The organism is Pseudomonas sp. HP_01, from assembly GCF_055284355.1.
Genome location: NZ_JBTOPV010000021.1, coordinates 39,232 through 59,189, shown reverse-complemented (window position 1 = coordinate 59,189; position 19,958 = coordinate 39,232). Strand labels below are relative to the sequence as shown.

General features: G+C 65.2%; 2 protein-coding genes (1 of these 2 running past the window's edge). Both read right to left on the bottom strand.

Features of this window, described 5'->3' with window-relative positions; all coding sequences use genetic code 11:
* Window positions 1-10,224: the 5' portion of a non-ribosomal peptide synthase/polyketide synthase gene (locus ACYAR8_RS13285; protein ID WP_463580125.1), read on the bottom strand. It extends 5,997 nt beyond the left edge of the window; only the first 10,224 of its 16,221 coding nucleotides appear in the window; its start codon is at window positions 10,222-10,224; its stop codon lies off the left edge, out of view.
* Window positions 10,224-19,958, bottom strand: coding sequence for an amino acid adenylation domain-containing protein (locus tag ACYAR8_RS13280; protein ID WP_463580124.1), 9,735 nt, complete (start codon window positions 19,956-19,958; stop codon window positions 10,224-10,226). The genes ACYAR8_RS13285 and ACYAR8_RS13280 overlap by 1 nt, the downstream gene beginning before the upstream one ends.

Sequence of the window (19,958 nt, the reverse complement as noted above, 5' to 3'; positions counted from 1 at the left end):
GTACAGCTCACCGGGTACACCGATGGGTTGCGGGTTGAGGCGGCTGTCGAGGATGTGGATCTGCAGGTTATTTATCGGGCGCCCGATGGGCACGGAAATGCCCGGCTCATCAACGCAGGTCCAATGGGTGACGTCGATGGCGGCTTCGGTTGGGCCGTACAGATTGAACAGGCCAGCATTTGGCAGGCGCTGCAGGGTATCCCGGGCCAGATCGGCCGGTAAGGCTTCACCGCTGCAGACGATGCGTTTCAGAGAAGCGCAACCGGTGAGGTCGTCCTGGGCCATGAAGGCACCGAGCATCGACGGGACGAAATGCAGCGTAGTGATCTGCTGTTTTTCGATCAGCTTGTTGAGCGCAACAGGATCGCGATGATCACCCGGCTGGGCCACAACCAGACGCGCGCCCACCATCAGCGGCCAGAAGAACTCCCAGACCGACACGTCAAAACTGAACGGCGTTTTTTGCATTACCACGTCGGATGCGTCGAGGGCGTAAGCCTCCTGCATCCAGGCCAGGCGGTTAAAAAGCGCCGCGTGGGTGTTGCCAGCGCCTTTCGGTTTCCCCGTCGAGCCGGAGGTGTAAATCATGTAGGCCAGTTGCTCGGGGTGCAGCGCTACAATCGGCGTCGTGACGGGATAGCCTGATAAAGCCAGATGATCCAGATTCACCACCCGCATCCCTTCCACCACCGGCAAATCATCGATGACCGCATCGTGGCTCAGCAGCAGACCGATCCCGGCGTCTTCGAGCATGTAACGCAGACGATCAGCCGGGTACTCAGGATCCAGCGGCACATACGCAGCGCCCGCTTTCAGCACCGCGTACAACGCCACCACCATTTCCACCGAACGCAACGCCGCCACGCCGACCAACGATTCGCGGCCGACGCCCTGCTCTCGCAGGTAATGGGCCAGTTGATTCGCACGCTGATCCAGCTCGCGATAACTCAACACCGCATCGCCAAAGCGCAAGGCTTCGCGCTCAGGGTGCAACTGCGCCAGCCGCTCAAAATGGCGATGAACAAACGGCTCCGAGTCCCACTCCCGCGCCGTGTCATTGACCAACGCCAACCGCGCGCGGTCTTCAGCATCCAGCAACTCGAAGTCGCCAATCGCCGCGTCCGGCTGCTCGATCAACTCGGCGAACAGCTGCTCAAAGCGAGCATGCAGCCGCTCGATACTGCCGTGATCAAAGAGATCCGTGGCGTAAGTCCACGACCCACCCAGCCCGCCCTCGGCGTCTTCGTGGGTGTTCAGCGCCAGGTCGAACTGGCTGCTGCCATCGTCCAGCGGCAGCACCTCGGCACGCAGGCCGGGCAAGCCAGCGAGTGATTCGAAGTCCTGCTGCTGGTGGTCGTAGGCCACCTGGAACAACGGGTTATGACTCAGGCTGCGTTGGGGTTGCAGCGCTTCGACCAGTTGCTCGAACGGCAGGTCCTGATGGGCCTGGGCGCCGAGGGTCCGCGCCTTGGCCTGCTCCAGTACCTGGCGATAGGTCAGCTCGGCAGACACCTCGGCACGCAGCACCTGGGTGCTGACGAAAAAGCCGATCAGCCCTTCGACTTCCAGCGGCGAACGGCCGGCAATCGGCACGCCAATGCGCAGGTCGTTCTGTCCGCTCAGGCGGTGTAGCAACACCTGATAGGCCGACAGGATCGCCATGAACGGCGTGACGCCATGCTGTTTCGCGAACCCGCGCACGCGCTGGCTGAATGCGGCATCGAAGGCGAACAGCACGCGGTCGCCGCTATAGCTTTGCTGGGGCGGACGCGGCCGGTCGGTCGGCAGTTCCAGCACCGGGTGCTCGTCACCCAGTTGCTCGCGCCAGTAATTCAGCTGCCGCTCGCCCTCGCCCGCCGCCAGCCATTCGCGCTGCCAGGCGGCAAAGTCGGCGTACTGCACCGGCAATGGCGCCAGCTGCGGCGCGCGGTTTTCAACGGCGGCGCGGTACAGCTCGCAGAACTCCTGCAGCAGCACGCGCACTGACCAGCCGTCCGAGATCATGTGGTGCAGGCACAGCAGCAGACGCTGTTCGTCGGCCGCGACACGCACCAGCGCCAGCCGCCAGACCGGGCTGCGCGACAGGTCGAACGGGCGCTTGACGAAGGCTTGGGCCAGCTCGTTGAACGCGGTCTCGATGTTCGTTTCAGCGCTGATGTCGAACCGCTCAATCTCTACAGCGGCGGCCGGGTCGACCTGTTGCATCGGCACGCCATCGACCGCCAGGAACCGCGTGCGCAGCACTTCATGGCGCGCGGTCAGGCCGTCGAATGCCGCCTGCAATGCAACCTCGTTCAGCTCGCCGCACAAGCGAACGGCGCCCGGCAGGTTGTAGGCGTGACCGCCGGGTTGCAGCTGATCGAGGAACCACAGGCGCTGCTGGGAAAACGACTGCACGGCGCGGTCCTGCTGGCGTGAAGTCAGCTCAAGCTGGGTCGCGTCGGAGCATGTCAGCCCGGTGATGCGCTGGGCGAAATCACTGAGGCGCGGCGCGTCGAACAAGGCACGCAACGGCACGCTTAATTGATGCTCATGGCGCAGGCGGGAAATCAGCTGCATCGCCAGCAGGGAGTGGCCGCCGAGTTCGAAGAAGTGATCGTTGCGGCCGACGGCGTCGATGCCCAGCAGTAGCTGCCACAGCGCCGCCAATTGCTGTTCCAGTAGCGTTTGCGGCGCCTGATAATCACTGGACATCACCTGGGGGTCAGGGAGCGCATTACGGTCGAGCTTGCCGTTCGGCAACTGCGGCAGACGCTCCATGACCACAATGTGCGCCGGGACCATGTATTCCGGCAGGGTGTTTTTCAGCTGCTGCTTCAGACTGTCTTCGGCCAGACCGTTGCCGCCGACATAACCCAGCAGGACCTTTCCGTTCGCGCTGTCACGGACAACCACCAGGGCTTCACGCACGCCTTCGCAGGCTTTCAGTGCCGCTTCAATTTCGCCCGCTTCGATGCGGAAGCCACGAATCTTGATCTGATGGTCGATACGGCCGAGGTATTCCAGCAGCCCTTTGCTGTTGAGGCGCACGCGGTCGCCACTGCGGTAGAGGCGCTCACCGGCGCGGAATGGATGAGGCAGGAAACGCTCGGCGGTTGCGCCCGGACGGTCCAGATAACCCCTGGCCACCGCGCCACCCAAGTACAGCTCGCCGGCAATGCCCTGGGGCAGCGGGTTCAAATCCGCGTCCATCACGTAGCCCTGACGATCCCCCACCAGATCACCAATCGGCGCGTAGGCGGTAGTGAAATCGGCGGTTTCAGCGGAGGCCAGCCACAGCGTCGGCGTGACCACGGTTTCGGTCGGGCCATAGCCGTTGATGATCCACAGCGGCTGCAAATTGCGAATCACGTCGTGGAGCATCTCGCGACTGAAGGCTTCACCGGCGAAGCAGTAGGTTTTCACCCCCGGTCCCTTGCCCTGCACGCCGGCCCAGTCGGACAGCTGACGCAGGTAGCTCGGCGGGAACGAGGCCACGGTGATGCCTTCGCGAATCAGCGTGTCGTAGGTCTGTTCAACGCTCCACAGTTCCTGATCGCGCAACACGACGCGAGCGCCGTAACACAGCGGCATCATCCAGCCTTCGTGGGCGCCGTCGAAGCTGATCGAGAGAAAGTGGAATTTGCAGTCTTCCGGGGTAAAGCGGTAGCGCTCGCCGATGGTCTGGATGTGCATCGAGATATCGGCGTGGGCGATGGCTGCACCTTTTGGCTTGCCGGTGGAGCCCGAGGTGTAAATCAGATAGGCCAGTTGCTGCGGGTGGATCACCACATCGGGTGCCGTCACTGGCTCGGACGAGCAATCCAGTTCGTCGATGTTCAGCAACGGCACATCACCGACGGGCACGCGACCCAGCGCCGCATCGTGGCTGATCAGCAACTTCACGCCGCCGTCTTCCAGCATGTAACGCAGGCGCTCGGTCGGGTAATCCGGGTCGAGCGGGATGTAGGCGCCGCCGGATTTCAATACGGCATAAAACGCCAGCCACAGATCGATCCCGCGCTCCATCGCGATTGCCACGCGTACCTCAGTGCCAATGCCCCGGGCGCGCAAGGCGTGGGCCAGTTGATTGGCAAGACGGTCGAACTCGGCAAAGGTCAGGCGCTGTTCGCCATGGACCAGCGCAATGGCGTCGGGACGGATGCGCGCGTGGTCGGCGATCAGCTCATGGATCGGCCGATCCACGTAGGGAGAGAACGACGGCGTGTTCCAGGCGTGCATGGCGTCGATGTCGCCTTCGGTGAGCATCGACAGCTCACCGATGCGCGCCTCGGGGAAGCGGCAGAGGCCTTCCAATAGCGCCTGAAAATGCCCGCACAGACGCGTGATCTGTTCGGCGCTGAACACGTTGCTGTGGTAGTTGACGTGAACGTGCGCCTGCTCGCCCGCCACCACCGCCAGGCTCAGCGGATAGTGGGTCTTGTCGCTGAGTTCAACGGACCCCAGGTTGACGCCGTTGGCCTGCTTGCCCCGCAGCACCGCGTCCACCGGGTAGTTCTCGAACACCAGCAGGCTGTCGAACAGATCGTGGCCGGCGTGGCCGGCGTAGCGTTGGGCCTCGAACAGCGGCGTGTGCTCATGCTCGCGCAACTCCAGGTTGTGCGCTTGCAGCTCGTTCAGCCAGTCGCCGACTTTCTGCTGCGCCTCGGGCGCCTGCACCAGCGGCAGGGTGTTGATGAACAGCCCGAGCATGCGTTCGATGCCCGGCACTTGCGCGGAGCGGCCGGACACGGTGGCGCCGAATGCCACCCGTTGCTGCCCGGTGTAGCGCTGCAACAGCAACACCCACACAGCTTGAATCAGCGTGTTGACGGTCACGCACTGACGGCGAGCGGCACTGTTCAGCAGCTCGCTGTTGAGGTCCATCGAAATAACCCGCACCTGGTTCGGCAACGGCTCGCCCGTGCTGGAGGTCGGCGCGGTCAGCGCTGCCGCCATCATCGTTGGCTGGTCGAAACCGGCCAGATGGGTCTGCCAGAAGGTCTGGCTGCCCTCGGCGTCGCGGCTCAGCAGCCACTCCACGTAGTCGCCGTAATGCCCGGCGGGCTGCGGCGTGGCGTCGGACATTGCCGCCTGAATCACTTCGCCCAGCACCGCCGCACTGCTCCAGCCGTCCAGCAGAATGTGGTGGAAGGTCCAGACCAGTTTCCACAGCGTCTCGCTCTGGCGAACCAGCAGCACGCGCATCAGCGGCGCGGCGTGGATGTCGAATGGAGTTTCCCGCTCGGCCGCCAATACGTCGGCCAGTGCCTTATCGCTGACGCCCAACTGCAATTCACGCAGGTCCAGTTCACGCACAACCAGAGCGGCATCGCGACGGATCAGTTGCACCGGCTGTTCGCTGCCGGAGACGCGCAAGAAGGCCGCACGCAGGATCGGATGCCGCTGCACCGCTGCCGCCCACGCCGATTTGAATCGGGTCACCGGCAGGTGTTCGATGTCCAGCGCCACCTGATTGATGTACAGATCCCGCGCGCTGCCCTGATCGGCGATCTCGCTGCCGCTCAGCTCGGTGTGGAAGAGCAGGCCTTGCTGCATCGGCGTCAGCGGGTACAGCTGTTCGATCTCGCGGGCGGGAACCGGCAGTGCGTCGAGTTGGGCCTGAGTCAGCGACTGGTTCTGAGTCAGTGCCGGGAAGTCCGACGGGGTGACCGCAGAGTGATGGCGGCAGTGTTCGATCACTTCGTCCAGCGCTTCGCCGTAGGCATCAAGCAGCCGTTGAATCGACGACGCCTCATGCCGTTCCCCGCTGAAGCTGCAGGTCAGGCTGAACTGGCCGTCACGGATCTGCGCATCAATGGACAGCTCGCCATCGAGCGGCGCATCGGCGGCGCGCTGGGCACCGCTGCCCTCCTCGGCCAGGCGCCATAGCCCGCTGCTGTTTTGCAGCCGCCCCATGTAGTTGAACAGCACGCAGCCGTCCAGCGCCGGCAAGGCTTCGCCGCGCAGATGGCGCAACAGGCCATAACCCAGGCCGCCATTAGGCACGGCGCGCAGGGTTTCCTTGGTGTGTTTAAGCGCGGCGTCGAGGTCGTCGTGGGCATGCAGGCTGACCGGGTACAGGCTGGTGAACCAGCCGATGGTGCGCGCCGGGTCAACGCCGTCGAACAGGTCTTCGCGGCCGTGCCCTTCCAGGGCGATCATCGCCTGGGATTCGCCGCTCCAGCGCTTCATCGCGCGGACCAGTGCGGTCAGCAGCAGGTCGTTGATCTGCGTGCGGTACGCCGCCGGCGCCTCGCTGATCAGTTTCTCGGTGCGCGCGGCGTCCAGTTGCAGGTGCAGTTGACGCACGTTGCCTTGTCGCGCTTCGCCCTGTGGATGGGCGCAAGGCAACGCAGGTGCGGACGGCAGGCTGCGCCAGTAATCGGCTTCGGCCAGCACGGCGTCGCTGTAGGCGAAATCCAGCAAGCGGTTGGCCCAGCGCTGGAACGACGCGATTTTGTCGCCGAGGTCGACGGTGAGGCCCGCTTGCGCCTGGGTGTAGGCGTTTTGCAGGTCCTCCAGCAGGACGCGCCACGACACGCCGTCGACGACCAGGTGATGCACCACCAGCAGCAGACGTTCGCCGCCGTCGGCCAGGGTGAAATGCACGGCGCGCAGCAGCGGGCCGTCTCGCAGATCGAGGCTGGCCTGGGCTTCGTCGCAGGCTGTGGTCAGCTCATTCAGGCGGGTGGTGCGCTGCCAGATCAGGCCGTTTTGGGTCGGCTCGTCCGTAGAAAGCTCTGCACGATAGCGTTGCTGCCACTGGCCGCTGTCTTGCTGCACAAAGCGCATCCGCAGGGCGTCGTGATGATTTAGCAAGGCGTGAAGGGCCTGAGTCAGCGCCGGCAGGTCCAAGGCTTCGCTCGGGTTCAACAACAGCGACTGGTTCCAGTGGCTGCGGTTCTTCATCGGTTGCTGGAAGAACCAGTGCTGAATCGGGGTCAGCGGGATGTCGCGGTTCAGCTCGATGCTCTGGACCGCGGGCGCACCCTGACTGACCACCTGCGCGACCTGGGCCAGTTCGGCGATGGTCTGGCGCTCGAACATCTGCCGGGGCGACAGCACGATGCCGGCCTTGCGGGCGCGGGAGATGATTTGCAGGCTGAGGATCGAGTCGCCGCCGAGGGCAAAGAAGTTGTCCTGGCGACCGATTTGCGCGACGCCGAGCAGGTCTTGCCACAACGCCGCCAGCTGGGTTTCGACCCCGGCCAGCGGTGCTTCGAAAGCGCGCTGCTGGATCTGTGGGTCTGGCAGCGCCTTGCGGTCGAGCTTGCCGTTGGCCGACAGCGGCAGCTTTTCCAGAGTGACGAAGTGGGCCGGAACCATGTAATCCGGCAGGCGTTGTTTCAGCTGGGTGCGCAGGTGTTCTTCGTCGAAATCGTCGGCAACCAGATAGCCCACCAGCTGCAGGCCAGTGCTGAGTTCACGGGCAATGACCACCGCTTCGCTCACCGCCGGGTGATCCAGCAGCGCCGCTTCGATCTCCCCGATCTCAACCCGCAGGCCGCGCAGTTTGATCTGGTGATCGAGACGGCCGAGGTATTCCACCACGCCGTCGGCACGCCAGCGCGCCAGATCACCGGTGCGATACAGCCGCTCGCCACTGCCGAACGGACTGGCAACGAAGCGCTCGGCAGTGAGGGCCGGACGCAGGTGATAACCACGCGCGAGGCCGTCGCCGCCGATGTACAGCTCGCCCGGCACGCCGACGGGCTGCGGGTTGAGGCGGCTGTCGAGGATGTGGATCTGCAGATTGCTGATTGGGGCGCCGATTGGCACGGAAACGCCCGGCTCATCAACGCAAGTCCAGTGAGTCACGTCGATGGCCGCTTCGGTCGGGCCGTAAAGATTGAACAGGCCTGCATTCGGCAGGCGCTGCAAGGTTTCCCTGGCGAGATCGGCGGGCAACGCTTCGCCACTGCAGACGATGCGTTTCAGGGAAGCGCAGCCAGTGAGATCGTCCTGTGCCATGAAGGCACCGAGCATCGACGGGACGAAGTGCAGCGTCGTGATCTGCTGTTGTTCGATCAGTGTCTTCAACAACAGCGGATCGCGGTGATCCCCCGGTTGAGCAACGACCAAGCGTGCACCCACCATCAATGGCCAGAAAAACTCCCAGACCGACACGTCAAAACTGAACGGCGTTTTTTGCAGCACGGCGTCGGAAGCGTCCAGCCCATAAGCGTCCTGCATCCACGCCAGTCGGTTGAACAGCGCCGCGTGGGTGTTGCCGGCGCCTTTGGGTTTGCCGGTCGAACCGGAGGTGTAAATCATGTAGGCCAGCTGCTCGGGGTGCAGATCAACCATAGGCGCTGTGACGGGGTAATCCGCCAGCGCCAGATGATCCAGATTCAGCACCCGCAGGCCTTCAACAATCGGCAGGTCATTGACCACGGCATCGTGGCTAAGCAGCAAACCAATCCCTGCATCTTCCAGCATGTAACGCAGACGATCCGCCGGATACTCAGGATCCAGCGGCACGTACGCCCCGCCCGCCTTCAACACCCCATACAACGCAACCACCATTTCCACCGAACGCAACGCCGCCACGCCCACCAGCGATTCCCGGCTGACGCCCTGCTCTCGCAGGTAATGGGCCAATTGATTCGCACGCTGATCCAGCTCGCGATAACTCAACACCTCATCGCCAAAGCGCACAGCCTCCCACTCGGGATGTACCTGGGCCAGCCGCTCAAAATGCCGATGCACAAACGGCTCGGTATCAGACCACTCCCGCGCCGTGTCATTGACCAGCGCCAGTTGCGCGCGGTCCTCAACATCCAGCAGCTCGAAGTCGCCAATCGCAATATCCGGCCGCTCCAGCAACTCGGCAAACAACTGTTCAAAACGCCCATGCAAGCGCTCGATGCTGCCGTGATCAAACAGATCCGTGGCGTAATTCCAGTTCCCCGCCAGTTCCCCCGCCGCGTTTTCCCAGGTGTGCAGCGCCAGGTCGAATTGCGCGCTGCCGTTGTCCAGGGGCATCAGCGTGGCGTTGAGACCGGGCATCAGTTGCAGCGCTTCGTCCTGGCGTTGCTGATGGTTGTAGAGCACCTGAAACAGCGGGTTGTGGCTGAGGCTGCGTTCCGGCGCCAGGGCGTCCACCAGTTGCTCGAACGGCAGGTCCTGATGGGCCTGGGCGCCTTGGGACGCCAGGCGAACGCTGTCGATGATCTGGTTGAAACTGGCGTCGGCCTGCACATCGCCCCGCAGAATCTGGGTGTTGACGAAGAAGCCAATCAGGCCTTCGGTCTCGGCACGCTGACGGCCGGCAATGGGTACACCGATGCGCAGATCGGTCTGCCCGCTCATCCGCTGCAACAGCACTTGATAGGCCGCGAGCAGGACGGTAAACAGCGTCACGCCGCGCTGCCGGGCCAGTTCACGCATGCGCCCGGACAGCGCCGCGTCGAAGCTGAACGTCAGGCGCGCGCCACGGAAACTCTGGCGCGCCGGGCGTGGACGGTCCGCCGGCAGTTCCAGCACCGGCGGCTCGTCGCCCAGTTGTTGCTGCCAGTAGGCGAGTTGCCGATCACCCTCGCCCGCGTCCAGGCAGGCGCGCTGCCACAGGGCGACGTCGGCGTAGCTCAAAGGCAGCGGTGGCAGTGAGTCAGTATCGTTTTGAAGGGCAGCGCGATAAGCCTCGACGAAGTCCAGCAGCAGGACTTGAATCGACCAACCGTCGGCGATGATGTGGTGCAGGCAGACCAGCAAAACGTGCTCATCCGAGCCGCGCTCGATCAACGCCACGCGCCACAGCGGGCCCTGGGCCAGGTCGAACGGGCGGCGGGCGAAGGCATCAGCCAAGGACTGCACTTCGCCTTCGTCCGCCGCATGCAGACGCTCGAATGGCAGCGGTTGACCAGGTTGAATCACTTGCTCCGGCGTGCCGTCCTCAGCGGTGGCAAACACCGTGCGCAGGCTGGCATGACGCTCGGCCACGCGCTCGAACGCCGTTTGCACGGCCCCAACATCCAGCGCGCCCTTCAGGCGCAAGGCACCCGGCAGGTGGTAGGTGCTGTTGCCCGGTTCCAGTTGCTCCAGAAACCACAGCCGCTGCTGGGAAAACGACGCCGGGCTGCGCTCGCCCGCCACGCCCGGCGGCACCGGCAGCGACGACGCATCGAGGCCCTGCTCGCGCAGCTTGTTCAAAAACACCCGACGCTGAGCGCTGCCAAGGCTGAGGAAACGCGTGGCCAGCGCCAGGAGTTTGCTCCGGGAAGTCATGCTCGGTTGCGACATCAGTTGCTTTCCTCCAGCTCATTCATTAACTCGTCCAGGGCATCGAGCCGGTCGAGTGTCAGGGTCTGCCCCTGCAAGGTGTCGATCAGCGCCGCCTGGGCAGCGACGGTGGTGGCTTCGAAAGCCTGGGCCAGCGGGATGCTCACCCCGAGGCGCTCGCGAATGCGCGACAGCAGCCGCGTCGCCAGCAACGAATGGCCACCGAGTTCGAAGAAGTTGTCGTGACGACCGACCTGCTCAACCTTGAGCAGGCTCTGCCAGAGCTCGGCGAGGACTTCCTCACGTTCGCCTTGAGGCGCTTCAAATACGCGCTCCTCAAGGCTCGGCGCCGGCAGGGCCTTGCGGTCGAGCTTGCCGTTGGCGTTGCGCGGCATCTGGGCCAGCACGACGACGTGGGCCGGCACCATGAACGCCGGCAGGGTCTGCGCCAGCGCGCTTTTCAGCACGTCGCTGGACAGCGCCTGCCGGGCCTCGGCGACCACATAGGCCACCAGTTGCGGGCCATGGGGCGTCGGTTGTGCGCTGACCACGGCGTCGTGCACAGAGGGTTGCGCCAACAGCAGGTTTTCGATTTCGCCCAGTTCGATGCGCTGGCCGCGGATCTTCACCTGGAAGTCCGCACGGCCGACGTATTCCAGCGCGCCGTCGGCGTTCCAGCGGGCCAGGTCGCCGCTGCGGTACAGCCGCGCACCGGTTTCGCCAAACGGATCGGGCAGGAAGCGCTCGGCGGTCAGCCCTGGCCGCGCGGCGTAGCCACGGCCGACACCGACACCGCCGATGTACAGCTCGCCCACCACACCGGGCGCGGCCAGTTGCAGGTTGGAATCCAGCACATACAGGCAGTTGTTGTCGGTGGGCCGGCCAATCGGCATGTTGGCGTTGAGGGCGGGCGCGGCGGTCAGGGTGTGCAGCGCGACATCGTCGGCGCACTCCGCCGGACCGTAGGCGTTCACCAACGTTACCTCGGGGTAGCGCGCAAACCAGCGCGCGGCGAGGTCGGTGGTCAGCGCTTCACCGGTCGGCAGCAGCCAGCGCAGGGCATCGAGCCGCTGGGGCGCGACCGCGAGCATGGCGTCGATCACCGCCGGCACGCATTCCAGCACGCTGACCTGATTGGCGGCGACTTCCTCCAGCAGGCGTTGTGGGTCCTGGACCACGGCGTCCGGCAGGATCTCCACGCGCCCGCCAAACAGCGGCGCGGTGAGGAATTGCCAGACGGAAATGTCGAAGCCGGTGGCGGCGGTCTGGGCAATGACATCGCCCTCGCCCAGCCGCAGATACGGCAGCTTGGACATCTGGTTGTTGAGCATGCCGCGCTGATTGACCATCACCCCTTTCGGCTCGCCGGTGGAACCGGAGGTGTAGATGACGTAGGCCAGTTGCTCGGCGGTGGCGTAGCGGCCCGGGTTCTCGTCGGCGGACTGATCGGCGCCCGCCAGCACGTCCTCAAGCACCAGCACACGGGGCTTGCGTTCAGCCAGCGTGACAATCGCCTCGACCTGGGGCAGACACTCCCGCGGCGTCAGCAATACCGGCGCAGCGCTGCTCACCAGCATGCGCGCGCTGCGCCCGGCCGGATGACGATCATCCAGCGCCAGATAGGCCGCACCAGCCTTGAACGCACCGACAATCATGCTCAACGACGGCAGGCCGCGCGGAGCGAACAGCGCCACTACGTCGTCGCCCTGCACGCCCGCTGCGATCAGGCCGTGACCGATGCAGTTGGCCTGACGATTGAGTTCGCGGTAGCTCAGGCTTTGCCCCTGACAACGGGCCACTTCCTGGGCCGGATGGGCCAGCACCCGCGCCTCGAAACGCTCCAGGTAGCTGATGTCGTACCAATGCTGTTGCACCGGGCCGAGACCCTGGGCCAGCAGCTGCTCGCGCTCATTGTGCTCAAGAATCTGCAACTGACTCAGGGTCTGCTGCGGGTTGTCGATCAACTGCGTGAGCAGACGACGGAAGTGGCTGACCAGTGTGCCCATGTCGGCGTCGTTGAAGTGCCGGCTGTCGTAGGTCAACTGCAGTTGCAGGGATTCACCGGGCAGCAGCACCACGGTCAACGGGTAGTTGGTGTGGGTGCGGTTGGCCAGCGGGTTGATGCGGTATTCGTTCACGGCCTGCTGCACCTCGGCACCCAACGGAACGTTCTCGAAAACAAACAGGCTGTCGAACAGCGGCTGGCCGCGGGGGGTGTCGGCGAGCAGCTGAATGTCGGCCAGGGACAGGTGTTCGTGCTGGCGCATGTCGGCGTTCTGCCCCTGCAAGGCATTCAGCAGGTCCAGCGCCGACGCGCCCATGCCCGGCCGGCGGATGCGCAGCGGCAAGGTGTTGATGAACAGCCCCAGCGCGCCTTCGATGCCTTCCAGTTCGGTCGGACGACCGGCCACGGTGACGCCGAACAGCACTTCGTCGCGGTCGGCATGGCGCATCAGCAACAAGGCCCAGGCGGCCTGCACGAAGGTGTTGGCGGTCAGACGATGCTGACGGGCTTGTTCGGCGAGTTTTACGGTCTGCTCGACGCCCAGCGCCAGGGTCACGTCGCGCATCTGCGAGTCACCCTGAGGACTGTGGCGGTACGGCAGCGGCGTAACGTCGGTGAAGCCTGCCAATGCGTTGCGCCAGTAATCGCGGCTCATCGCTTCGTCCTGCTCGGCGAGCCAGGCGAGGAAGTCGCGGTACGGCCGCGCCGGCGGCAGGCTGACCTGACGCCCATCCAGAAACGCGCGGTAATGGGCGAAGAATTCGGTGAGCATCAGGCCCCGGCACCAGGCGTCGATCAAGGCGTGGTGGTGGCTCTGAACGATGCGGAAATCCGCCTCGCCGAACTTGATCAGGCGCAGGCGCAGCAGCGGCGCCCGGGCGAAATCGAAGCCCTGTTCGCGCTCGCTGTTCAGCAGGTCATCAAGCTCGGCTTCGGCGGCATCGCGGGACAGATGGCTGAGGTCGATCAGTTGCACCGGTGACGGCACGCGACGCATCACCACCTGACGCTGCACGCCGCTTTCCAGGCCGTGAAACGCCGTGCGCAACGCCGGGTGGCGCTGCACCACTTGCTGCCAGGCGTACTTGAACGCGTCGAAATCCACGTTGGCCCCGACGTCGTACTGGTCCTGCATCAGGTAGATGCCGTTGCCCTGCTCCAGCAGGCTGTGCAGCAAAATGCCCTGCTGCATCGGCGCCAGCGGCAGGATGTCTTCGATCTCCCGCGCGGGGATGCCCAGCGCGTCGAGCTGGGCCTGATTCAGGCCGGCCAGGGGGAAGTCCGACGGCGTCAGGCCGGCATTGGTTTCGTCGCCGCAATGGGCGATCAGCTGCAGCAACTGCGCTTCGTACAGTGCGACCAGTTGCCTGATGCTGTCGCGGCTGAAGCGTTCGCGGCTGAAGGTCCAGTCCAGCTGCAACTGGCCGTCGCGCACCTGACCGTCCACCGCCAACGCATTGGCCAGCGGCCCTTGGGGGTCACGCAGATTGTTCGGCGTGCGGCTCGACAATGCGAAAAGCCCGCCCTCGCTGTCGTCGAAGCGGCCGAGGTAGTTAAAGGTCACGCCCTGCCCGATCAGCTCCGGCAACTCTGCGCCGGCGAGGTATTTCAGTACGCCATAGGCGAGGCCTTTTTCCGGCACGGCGCGCACGGTTTCCTTGACTGCCTTGAGGGTGGCGACCGCGTCATCCGCTGCGTCCAGCGCCAGCGGGTACAGGCTGGTGAACCAGCCGACGCTGCGGCTCAGGTCCAAGGCGCCAGTGGCGTCCTCGCGGCCATGGCCTTCGAGGCTGATGACGTGGCGACGGCGGCCGCTCCACTGCCACAGCGCCTGGGACAGCGCCGCCAGCAGCAGGTCGTCGATGCGCGTGCGATACGCCGCCGGGGCTTCGCTGAGCAGGCGACGGGTGTTGAGCGCGTCGAGGCTCAGGTGCAGGGTTTCGCTGTCGCCGACCCGGCTTTCCACCGACGCATCGCCGGGCAGGATGGCATCGGCGGCGTTCAGTGCTTGCCAGTAGGGCAGTTGGTGCTGCAGCTCAGGGCTGCGCGCCAGGCTGCTCAACGACTGCGACCAGGCCTGGAAGCTGGCGGTTTTGTCGGCCAGGGCCACGCTGTTGCCGGCCGCCAGTTGGCGGTAGGCCAGTTGCAGGTCTTCGAGCAATACCCGCCACGAGACGCCGTCCACGGCAAGGTGATGGATCGCCAGCAGCAACCGCGCTTCACCCGACGGCAGGCGCGCATGGACCACGCGCAGCAGCGGACCGGTGTCGATGTTCAGGCTGCGCTGGGCTTCGTCGCTCAGTGAATCGAGGTCGTCTTCGCGGCTCAGTTCGCAGGTCCACAGCACGCGCTCGGCATTTTCGCTGTCGCGGTAACGCTGCTGCCACTGGCCCGCATCGTTCTGGTGGAAGCTCAGACGCAGGCTGTCGTGGTGCGCCAGCACGGCCGCGATGGCCTGCTGCAACCGCGCGGTGTCCAGCGCTTCGGGCGCGTCGAGCAGCAGCGACTGGTTCCAGTGCTGACGCTGGGCGATCGGCAGGCTGAAAAAGCGCGCCTGAATCGGCGTCAGGGCAAACTCGCGGGGTGCGACGGCCGCCGTGACGGGCGCGGCAGCAGGCCTGGCTTCGGCCACCGTGGCGACCTGAGCGAGTTCGGCGATGGTCTGTTTTTCGAACAGCTGCTTGGGCGTCAGGCGAATGCCCTGACGCCGGGCACGGGCGATGATCTGCAGGCTGAGGATCGAGTCGCCGCCGAGGGTGAAGAAGTTGTCGTGACGGCCCACCGCCTCAACGTTCAACGCCGCCTGCCAGAGCGCGGCGAGTGCAGCTTCGACCCCTTCGTGGGGCGCTTCGAAATCTTCGGACGTTGTGGTCGGCGACGGCAGCGCGCTGGCGTCGAGCTTGCCGTTGGCCGTCAGCGGGAAGGCATCGAGGGTCAGGATGTGGCTCGGGACCATGTAGTCCGGCAGGCTCTGGGCCAGTTGCGTGCGCAGCGCCTCGCCGTCTACCGATGCGCCATTGATCACTAGTACATGGGCGATCAATTGGCCGCGATCATCGACACGGACATGGGCGTCACGCAGGCCGTCAAGCTGGCGCAGCCGCTGGGCGATTTCACCCAGGGCCACGCGGTAGCCGCGCACCTTGACCTGATCGTCGGCACGACCGAGGAACTGAATCTGCCCGTTGGCCAGCAGGCGCGCGCGGTCGCCACTGCGGTAGAGACGCCCACCGCTGCCCCTCGGGTCCGGAATAAACGCCGCAGCAGTCATGGCCGGACGCTGGTGATACCCGCGCGCCAGTCCGGGCCCGCCGATGTACAGCTCGCCGACGTCGCCCTGCACCACCGGTTGCAGTTGGTCGTTGAGAATCAGCGCCACGGCATTGGGCAGCGGGCGGCCGACGGGCACGCTGTCGCCAGTCGACTCGCCAAAGGCCTCATTGCTCAGCACGCCCACGGTGGTTTCGGTCGGGCCGTAGTGGTTGATGACCCGGCAACCGGGCTTCAGGCGATTGACCTGCGCCACCAGCTCCCACGGCACCGTATCGCCGCCAAGGATCAGCGCATGTTCGGGCAGCACATCGGCCGCATTCGTCGCCTGCAACAGGCCGTTCAAATGGGTCGGTACGATTTTCAGCACCCCCACCTTGTGCTCGGCCATGTAAGCGGCGAAACGGTCGGCGTCATTGGTACGGTCGGGGCTGATCAGGTGCAGCGAACGCGCCGAGCACAGCGCGCCGAATAGCACGGTGTGGCCCAGGTCGGCGCCGACGGTGGAGACCATCGCCATGCTCGCTTCGGGGGCCAGATCAAGCCGTGCGAGCAAGCCCTGCACGTAATCGGCCAGGGCGCCGTGGCTGATGACCACCCCTTTCGGCGTGCCGCTGGTGCCGGAGGTGTAGATCAGGTACGCGGCCTGATCGGCGTTTACGGGCACATCTAGTGTTGTCGCCGGTAGCGAACGCCACGCAGCGTCGGCCGCCACGCTGATGACGTCGCCATGGAAGTCACCCGGCGCCGCCACGTCACTGATCAACGCGCTTGCGCCACTGTCGGCCAGCACAAACGCCTGACGTTCGGCGGGCCATTTCGGGTCCATCGGCACGAACGCGGCGCCGCTCTTGAGCACCGCCAGCAGGCCGACGACGAACTCCAGCGAGCGCTCCAGCAGAATGCCGACGCGGCTTTCCACGCCCACACCGGCCTGGCGCAGGTGCTGTGCCAATTGATTGGCCTGGGCGTCGACCTCGGCAAAGCGGGCGCTGCGCTGTTCGTCTTGCAGGGCCAGACGATTCGGTTGTGCGCTGACGCTGGCATTCCACAGGCTCAGGACATCGGTGGCCGGGAACGTCACGGATTCCGCCGCGATGGAGGAAGGTTCGGCGCCGATCTGCAGATCAGCCAGCCGCACCTGAGGTTGCGCCACCACTTGCGCGCAGATCCGCAGCAGGTCACCGGCGAGACCGGCGATGCGCGGCTCGTCGAACAGGTCGCAGGCATAGGTGAACACCGCTTGAATGCCGTCGGCGTCGTCGGTGATGTCGAGGCCTAAATCGAAATGCGCCGAGTAGTCGTCGAGCTGGTTGACGTCCATGCGCACGCCGGCCATTTCAACGTTGTGCGGCAGCGGAAACTGCTGGGTGAATTTCACCTGGCACAGCGGGTTGTGGCTGAGGTTGCGCGATACGCCGAGGGCTTCGACCAGTTGCTCGAATGGCAGGTCCTGATGGTGTTGCGCACCCAGCGCGGTATGGCGAACCGCCTCGATCAGCGTGCTGAACGGCTGTCGCGGCGACACCTCGCTGCGCAGCACCAGGGTGTTGACGAACAGGCCAATCAGCCCTTCGGATTCAGTGCAGGTACGCCCCGCCACCGGCACACCAACGCGCAGGTCAGTCTGGCTGCTGTAACGCTGCAACAGGGTTTTGTAGGCGGCGAGCATGACCATGAACAGGGTCGCGCCGTGATGGCTGGCGAGGTCGCGCAGGCCCTGGCTCAAGCCGCGGTCGAGGGCGATGGCGTAACGGGCGCCGCGATGGCTTTGTTGCGCCGGACGCGGGCGGTCAGCCGGCAGGTTCAAGACGGTCTGGGCATCACCTAATTGCTCACGCCAGTAGGCCAGTTGGCGCTGCCCTTCCCCACCGGCCAGACGCGCGCGCTGCCAGGCGGCGAAGTCGGCGTATTGAACCGGCAGTGGCGGCAACGCCGGTTGTGCCCCCTTTGCATGGGCGCTGTACAGCGCAGCGAATTCCTTGAGCATGACCTGCACCGACCAGCCGTCGGCAATGATGTGGTGCAGGACCAGCACCAGTTGCTGCCGATCCGGCGCCAGTCGCACGTTGAGCACGCGCCACAGCGGGCCGTTCTGCAGATCCATCGGCTGCTCGACGGCCGCTTTGGCGAGTTCGGCCAACGCTGCCTGCGGATCGGTGTCCTCGCTCAGGTAATGACGTTCGATCAGCACCGGGCCTGGCGCGTGGATTCGCTGCACCAGCTTTTCGTTGGCGTCGATGGCGAAGGTGGTGCGCAGGCTTTCGTGGCGGGCGGCCAGGTCGTCAAGGCTGCGTTGCAGCGCGGCGTCGTCCAGCGCGCCGTTGAGACTCAACTGGCCGCACAGGTGATAGGCGCTGCTGTCCGGCTCCAGTTGCGCGAGGAACCACAGGCGTTGCTGGGCGAAGGATTGCTCGGGATCGCTGTCACGGGAAATGCGCGGCACGCCCGCAGAGGCTTGGGCACTGCGGCCGTGGGTGGAGACGTGCGCGGCGACGTGGGCGTTGAAGGCGCCAAGGGTCGGATGCTCGAACAGGTGCGCGGGCTCAAGCTTCAGGCCCAGCTCGCTGTTCAGGCGCGACAGCACTTGCACCACGCCGACCGAATCACCGCCACGGGCGAAGAAGTGATCGGCGGCATTCAGGTCGCTTTTGCCGAGGACCTCCTGCCACGCGGCCAGGACTTCCGGCAGCAAAGGCGAAGCCTCAACCGAGACGTCCGCGCTGTCAGCATCGAGCAAACGCCCGTCCTGCCAGATCGCGAAACTGTCGAGGCTGCCGTTCTGCCAGCCACTGCGGCAGGCGGAACGTTGCAGCTTGCCGCTGGTGGTCCGCGGCAGTGCGCCCGGCTCCAGCAGCACGATGACTTTCGGCGCCACCAGAAACAGCTCGGACACGGCGTCGCGTACCGCATCGCAGATCATCGGCGGCTTCATCAGGCGGCGCACGTTGCGGCTGATTTCCAGTGCCAGGCCGACGCCTTCGACGCCCTGCTCGTCCGTCACCGGGAAGGCGGCGATGCGCCCGCGACGCAGAAGCTCCACGCTCTTCTCCAGCGCCTGTTCGATGTCCTGGGGGTACAGGTTCTGGCCGTTGAGGATGATCAAATCCTTCAAACGACCGGTGATGAACAGCTCGTTGTCGCTGGCAATGCCCAGATCGCCGCTGCGCAACCAGCGCTGGCCGTCTTCCTCGACGAAGGTCTGCGCGGTGGCTTCGGCATTCTGCCAATAGCCCTGGGCGACGCTCGGTCCGGCAATCCAGATCTCGCCGACGTGGCCGGACGCGAGTGGCTGCAGCGTCGCCGGATCGACAATGCGCAGGTCGTGATCGGGCCGGCACCAGCCGCACCCTGGCAGACGGCTGCTGGAATTCTGATTGGCGAACATCGCCTCTGCGGCATCCCCGGCCGCCAGTTGACTGCCGTCGAAAGGCTTGATGCCGAACGGCCTGTCGCGCTCGGCGGCGCTGACATACAGCGTCGCTTCAGCCAGACCGTAGCTCGGGGTCAGGGCGCGGCGGTTGAAACCGGCCGGCTCAAAGTGGTCGCTGAAGGCATCCAGGGTGGCAATGCGGATCGGCTCGGAGCCGGAAAACGCCAGGCTCCAGCGATCCAGCACGAGGCCCTTGACGGCGCCAGGTTTGATCCGCTCGACGCACAGGCGATAGGCGAAATCCGGACCGCCGGAGAAGGTCCCGCCGTACTGACTCATCGCTTCCAGCCAGCGCGCCGGCCGGCCAAGGAAATAGTTCGGCGACATCAGCGTCAGCGTGCCGCCGTAGTACAGCGGCAACAGCAGGCCGCACATCAGGCCCATGTCGTGGTACAGCGGCAGCCAGCTGACCCAGCTTTCCGACGCGGGGTCCGAAATGAAGTGCCGGGCCATGGCGATTTCGTTGGCCATGAGATTGTCGTGGGAGACCATCACGCCTTTCGGTGCGCTGGTGGAGCCCGAGGTGTATTGCAGGAAGGCCAGCGAGGCAGTGTCGATCAGCGGCGCCTGAAACCCTGCGTGGCCGTCGCTGATCTCCTCGACTGCCGCGAAACGTGCGCCCGCGGGCATGAACGGCTGCAACAGGTGCTGAAATTTATCCAGGTCTTCCCGACGGCCGAGGACCATCTGCGGCGCGGCGTCGTGGAGGATGCCGGTCAGCCGGTCAAGGTGCGTCTGCCGGTTGTATTCGGGGGCGAAGGCCGGCACGGCGATGACCTTGGCGTACAAACAGCCGAGGAACGCCGCCGCGTAATCGGCGCCGGTCGGCAGGATCAGCACGCACCGCTCGCCGCCCTGCGCACCGAGATGCTGCTGCAGGCAGGCGGCAATCGAACGCGCCCTGGCATCCAGCTGGGCGTAAGTGGTCAGCAGCGGCGGCTGGTCCTCGTGGACGATGTGTCGAAGGGCAATCCGGTCCGGCTGGGTCTGCGCATAAAAGCCCACCAGTTCGGGAAAATGCGCGGCCTGATCTCGTATGGATTTCAT